The 4,313-nt window shown below is 46.3% G+C and carries 9 protein-coding genes; 6 read left to right on the top strand and 3 right to left on the bottom strand.

What is annotated here, in order from left to right; all coding sequences use genetic code 11:
• Positions 1-373 precede the first annotated feature (373 nt).
• The 3 genes from ABL924_RS18030 to ABL924_RS18040 all read left to right on the top strand — a co-directional run bounded on the left by ABL924_RS18030 (position 374) and on the right by ABL924_RS18040 (position 1,679).
• Positions 374-739 carry a transposase gene (locus ABL924_RS18030; RefSeq protein WP_349028482.1) on the top strand — a complete coding sequence of 122 codons (366 nt, stop codon included), beginning with the start codon at positions 374-376 and terminating at the stop codon, positions 737-739.
• Positions 740-749: 10 nt separating this feature from the next.
• Positions 750-890 (top strand): hypothetical protein, encoded by a 141-nt coding sequence (locus ABL924_RS18035; protein ID WP_349028483.1) that lies wholly within the window; start codon positions 750-752, stop codon positions 888-890.
• A gap of 309 nt (positions 891-1,199) precedes the next feature.
• Positions 1,200-1,679 carry a transposase gene (locus ABL924_RS18040; RefSeq protein ID WP_349028484.1) on the top strand — a complete coding sequence of 160 codons (480 nt, stop codon included), beginning with the start codon at positions 1,200-1,202 and terminating at the stop codon, positions 1,677-1,679.
• A 71-nt stretch (positions 1,680-1,750) separates the two neighbouring features.
• On the opposite strand, the gene ABL924_RS18045 is transcribed toward ABL924_RS18040, so the two are convergent.
• The 3 genes from ABL924_RS18045 to vapB form a co-directional block, all read right to left on the bottom strand.
• Positions 1,751-2,296, bottom strand: coding sequence for a hypothetical protein (locus tag ABL924_RS18045; protein ID WP_349028485.1), 546 nt, complete (start codon positions 2,294-2,296; stop codon positions 1,751-1,753).
• 171 nt (positions 2,297-2,467) lie between these two features.
• Positions 2,468-2,893, bottom strand: coding sequence for a type II toxin-antitoxin system VapC family toxin (locus ABL924_RS18050; protein WP_349028486.1), 426 nt, complete (start codon positions 2,891-2,893; stop codon positions 2,468-2,470).
• Positions 2,880-3,107 (bottom strand): type II toxin-antitoxin system VapB family antitoxin, encoded by a 228-nt coding sequence (vapB, locus tag ABL924_RS18055; RefSeq protein ID WP_349028487.1) that lies wholly within the window; start codon positions 3,105-3,107, stop codon positions 2,880-2,882. The genes ABL924_RS18050 and vapB overlap by 14 nt, the downstream gene beginning before the upstream one ends.
• 218 nt (positions 3,108-3,325) lie before the next feature.
• On the opposite strand from vapB, the gene ABL924_RS18060 reads away from it, so the two are divergent.
• The 3 genes from ABL924_RS18060 to ABL924_RS18070 form a co-directional block, all read left to right on the top strand.
• A complete protein-coding gene (locus ABL924_RS18060; protein ID WP_349028488.1) occupies positions 3,326-3,712 on the top strand; it encodes a hypothetical protein in 387 nt (128 codons plus the stop codon).
• Positions 3,709-4,068, top strand: coding sequence for an IS66 family insertion sequence element accessory protein TnpB (gene tnpB, locus ABL924_RS18065; protein ID WP_349028489.1), 360 nt, complete (start codon positions 3,709-3,711; stop codon positions 4,066-4,068). Before ABL924_RS18060 ends, tnpB begins: the two co-directional genes overlap by 4 nt.
• Positions 4,069-4,124: 56 nt before the next feature.
• On the top strand, positions 4,125-4,313 hold a 189-nt coding region (locus ABL924_RS18070; RefSeq protein ID WP_349028490.1), incomplete at its 3' end, for a transposase.

Consider the following 4,313-nt stretch of genomic DNA (forward strand, 5'->3'; position numbering starts at 1 on the left):
ATCCGTTATTACAGATCAGGTAGTCTGTATATATCTCTAGGTTTTCTTTTTTCATCCCAGAATCATACGCGTTTAAAGAGTAGGGTGCGTAACATCAGTGATTAATTTTTAGGCTGCCATCCGCCTCACAAAATTAATTACGCAATCCGGTAAGCAAAAAAGATGTTTACCTTCAGGTAGGAGTGTAAAAGGAGTCAGTTGAGATTACTGTGAAATTTTTCACAACGAATGTGTGAAAAAATACCGTTAGACGGTTCAGTTGTAATTAAGGGCATATCTAATAATCCCCCCATTTTCCCATGATTTTTGCATACCCTGAAATAGCCCTAAAATGAGATAATAGTGGCAACTCCATCAAGACCTGATCAAGCCCATGAAACAACCCCGCCAACCTGGATTATTTGATGTCGAAGAACGCGCCGCTCAACTGGCCGACATGGGCGATCCCCTAGTGGGATTGAAGGCCCACATAGACTGGGAGGCGTTCCGGCCTGAACTCAATCGGGTGCATGAGAAGGCTAGAAAAAGTAATGTCGGCACCAAGCCCATCGATGTCGTGCTGATGTTTAAAGTGCTGGTGTTCCAGCAACGGCACAACCTGTTGGATGATGGCATCGAATACCAGTACCGTGACAGCTTCAGTTTCATACCCACAGGGCACAAGTGCGCTTCTTGGGGCTGCAACTGGAAGACCGCGTCCCCGATGCCAAAACCGTCTGTTGTTTCGGGATCGGCTTAAGGCCTTGGGCTTGGTTGAAAGGTTGTTCGTCGGTTTCCACCGGCAACTGGCAACCCAAGGCTATATTGCCCAGGTCGGGCAACTAGTCGATGCCACCTTTGTCGAAGTGCCACGGCAGCGCAACACCCGTGAAGACGACTTGTATGATTAAAACCAAGCAACTTATCAAGTTTTTATTAGAATAGGAATTCTAGTGAAAAAATGGGTGAAGTAGACCGATACGACTTTGGTTTATTCAATAAAACCGTCATGCAGCAATGGTCGCTTCACCTAGCTTTTTATAACTCGAACAGTTGCCAGGAACACGTTGTGATTCCGCATTTACAAGTATGAGTACTAAAGGTAATTATCATATCAGATCCTATAAATACATACACCATGATTGGCATCGATGTCGCACCAACAGTAGGTGCTTTAGGCGAAACTTAAGTTAGATATTGCCATTGACGATAAAAAAGTGTTGACCATTGATAATAAAGAAGAAAGATTTAAAGAGCTATTAAAAATCATCCCAGCTATTGATCAGGTTTGTTTTGTGATGGAGGCAACAGGAGGTTACGAAAGAAAACTGGTCAGTTTTCTGCAATCAAGAAACATCGCCGTTGCCGTCATTAATGCAAAGCGGGCCAGTGATTACGCTAATTCCATGGGCGTCTATGCTAAAAATGACCGCATTGACGCAGAGATGATTCGTCATTACGCGCAAGTCTCGTTCGCTAAAGGTAGACTAAAACTGCGCGAATCACGTACGGAAATCGCCCAACAACTTGAAGATCTGCTAAGGCATCGTAATCAGTTGGTCGGGCAAAGGACAGTGGAGAAACAGCATTTTGAGGCGGCCATTAATAAAGAATCGGTGCGTTCAATCACCCGTATGATTAAACAGCTTGTTAAGGAAATCGAAAGAATTGAAAACAGGATCACCGATTATGAACATTGACAAGCCTGCTGTGGCATAGGTTACCTGGGTAATAGCCGGAATAAATTCTTTAAGCCGGGCAACTAAGGCATTCATTGAGCCGTCCAGACTGGGTATTTAGGCTCGCGCTCGTATGCCACCAAACGGTTGACCGGGTCAGCCAGCAAGCGGTAACCATTGCCGCATAAGGCTAGTAATGCGTCCCTTAAGACTACCTGTTCAAAGTGCCGGTGGACTTCCGGAATATTGCGTTGTAGCAGGGCAACTACATGGGATTCAGGCTTGACGGTTTGGCTGAGTTGGTAACCGCTGAACTGCAACAAATACTGGGTGCTATCCTTGACCGTGTTGATGCCATCGGGGATGTGGACATCGATCACGGTCAACAAGGGGTTTAGTTGCTCAGGCGGGGGTTTCGCCGGAAGGTAGCTGTAACGCCCTGTTTGAACGAGGATAGGGTCTTGCTTGGAAACTGGTTGGTTCACGTAGACCCCGGGCCGGGATTCCCAAGTGTCGGTTGCCCTCTGCTTTGCTTGATGGTGCTTGTCCGAAGCCGAGGTGGATTGGTGGGCGCAAGCGGCGAGCAATAGACCCGGCAGGACAAGTGAAATTAGGGTGTTTAGTTGTGAGGGCAACATAGGAACACCATTCGTTTTTATTGGGACGAATGATGCCAGTGGATTGACAAATTAAGCAAGAATCAACCGACCTTTGCTTTTAAGCGATTAAATTAGCCTGTAAATCAGTTGCTTTTTGGCGTACACATCAGAAAAAATAGGTAAATAGCAATTTTATGGGTGGACAAGTCCTTATTGGGGGACAGACCAGTCCGCTAACTTAAGTCCAGAAACACGTTGGAACTCGCGGGTATTGTTCGTCACCAAGGTTGCTTTTAACGCGATGGCATGGGCAGCAATCAGGAAATCAAGTGGCCCAATAGGGGTTCCTTGCGCTTGCAGTCTTTTCCTGAGCGGGCCGTAGCAGTGGGCAACCGTCCTGTCGAATGGCAAGACCTCGAAGTCCACCAGAAACCGTTCCAGCCGATTAAAGTTATCGACGGGCCGTTGACTGGCGGCAATCCCAAATTCCAATTCGGCGACGGTAATGGCCGATAGCCCGACCTGGCTGCGGTTAAGCCCATCCAGGTGTTCCACAATTCGTGTAAATCCTGGACGCTGGTTGAGGAGGAATATGCAAATATTGGTGTCCAGCAAATAGAATTCAGTCGAAGTCACGATGCTGCTGGTCAGTTGGTTGTTCGCGGATAAGTTCCATCGGGCCTATTTCCTCAAGCATCGCCAATAAGCTTTCGGCCCGGTATTTTTGTGGCAACAGGATGACCATGTCCCCTAATTTTTTGATAACCACTTCATTTTCCTCGAAACGGAACTCTTTGGGTAATCGGACGGCTTGGCTATTGCCGTTAGTGAATATTCGTGCAGTATCCATGGGCTTCCACCTCGGGCGGGGTTATAAGTACATCCATAGTATATACGTTGTAAAAACGGTTTGCCACTTTTGCCGGATTGCGAATACCCGTTAATTAATGCGTTACGTACATTCACCATTCAGTGTGATGTTAATATGTAAGCGCTCGATTAACTGCATCTATTCTTAACATCTATAATCGTGTCAAAGTATCCCCATTTTAAAATAGGGATTACGCGATGTCGGAAGCGTTACCAGAACATGACAAAACTGATAACAAATCCCTAACCGAACAGGAGCAGTATTGGCTTGACCACTATAACCGTTGGCAACAGTCCGGTTTTAGCCTGGCGGGTTATGCGCGCAGCCAAGGTTTGTTGGAGAATACCTTTTATGGCTGGCACGCCAGGTTGAAGAAACGCGGTCTGGCAAAGCCAGAACCAGCGCCCACCGTATTTCACCGCGTCACGGTTAAGCCAACCGAACCTCTTATTGCTGAGATTACTAGCAATGAAATAACTTCATTTCGTTTCCACCTGCCCAACGGTATTGACTGTGAGGTGGCTGGTATTAAGGTTGCAAATTATGTCGAATTACTGGAAACGCTGGCTCGTATTCGCCTATGATACGGTTTTCTGAGCCTACTTGGCCTGTGTATATTTGCGCCAAGCCGGTCGATTTTCGCAAGGGCATGGGTAGTCTGGCGGTGCTGGTCGAGGCGCAGCTTAAGCATGACCCGTTTGCCGAAGCGGTATTCGTGTTCAGCAATCGCCGATCAAATGCCATCAAAGTCTTATACTGGGAACGCAACGGTTTTTGTTTGTGGCAAAAGCGGTTGGAGAAAGACCGTTTCGTTTGGCCAAAAGCCAATAATACAGGTGTTGTCTCTTTGACTATCCAACAACTGGAATGGCTGTTGGCGGGGTTCGATGTCAATCGAATGAAGCCGCATCAAGCATTGAAATATCACTCAGTTTTATAGTGATATTACTGTATTTTCAATCGCTTAACATACAAGCTTATAGTATAATAAGCGTTATGGAACAACCACTTGACCTACCGGATGACATTGCTGCTTTGCGTGAGCTTGTGGTCAAATTACAAAGTGAAGTCCAATATCTTCAACATCAAAAATCCCATCTGCAAGAACAAATCCGGTTGTTAATTCACAAACGCTTTGGCGCCAATTCAGAGAAATACACTGCCGAACAAGCAGACCTGTTCAAC

It is taken from the genome of Methyloglobulus sp., assembly GCF_040079455.1.
Taxonomy (GTDB): domain Bacteria; phylum Pseudomonadota; class Gammaproteobacteria; order Methylococcales; family Methylomonadaceae; genus Methyloglobulus.

Bases quoted from the DNA above. Each gene is read 5' to 3' on its own strand.
- ABL924_RS18030 (WP_349028482.1), top strand. From the start codon at position 374: ATGAAACAACCCCGCCAACCTGGATTATTTGATGTCGAAGAACGCGCC.
- ABL924_RS18045 (WP_349028485.1), bottom strand. From the start codon at position 2,296: ATGTTGCCCTCACAACTAAACACCCTAATTTCACTTGTCCTGCCGGGT.
- vapB (WP_349028487.1), bottom strand. From the start codon at position 3,107: ATGGATACTGCACGAATATTCACTAACGGCAATAGCCAAGCCGTCCGA.
- ABL924_RS18060 (WP_349028488.1), top strand. From the start codon at position 3,326: ATGTCGGAAGCGTTACCAGAACATGACAAAACTGATAACAAATCCCTA.
- tnpB (WP_349028489.1), top strand. From the start codon at position 3,709: ATGATACGGTTTTCTGAGCCTACTTGGCCTGTGTATATTTGCGCCAAG.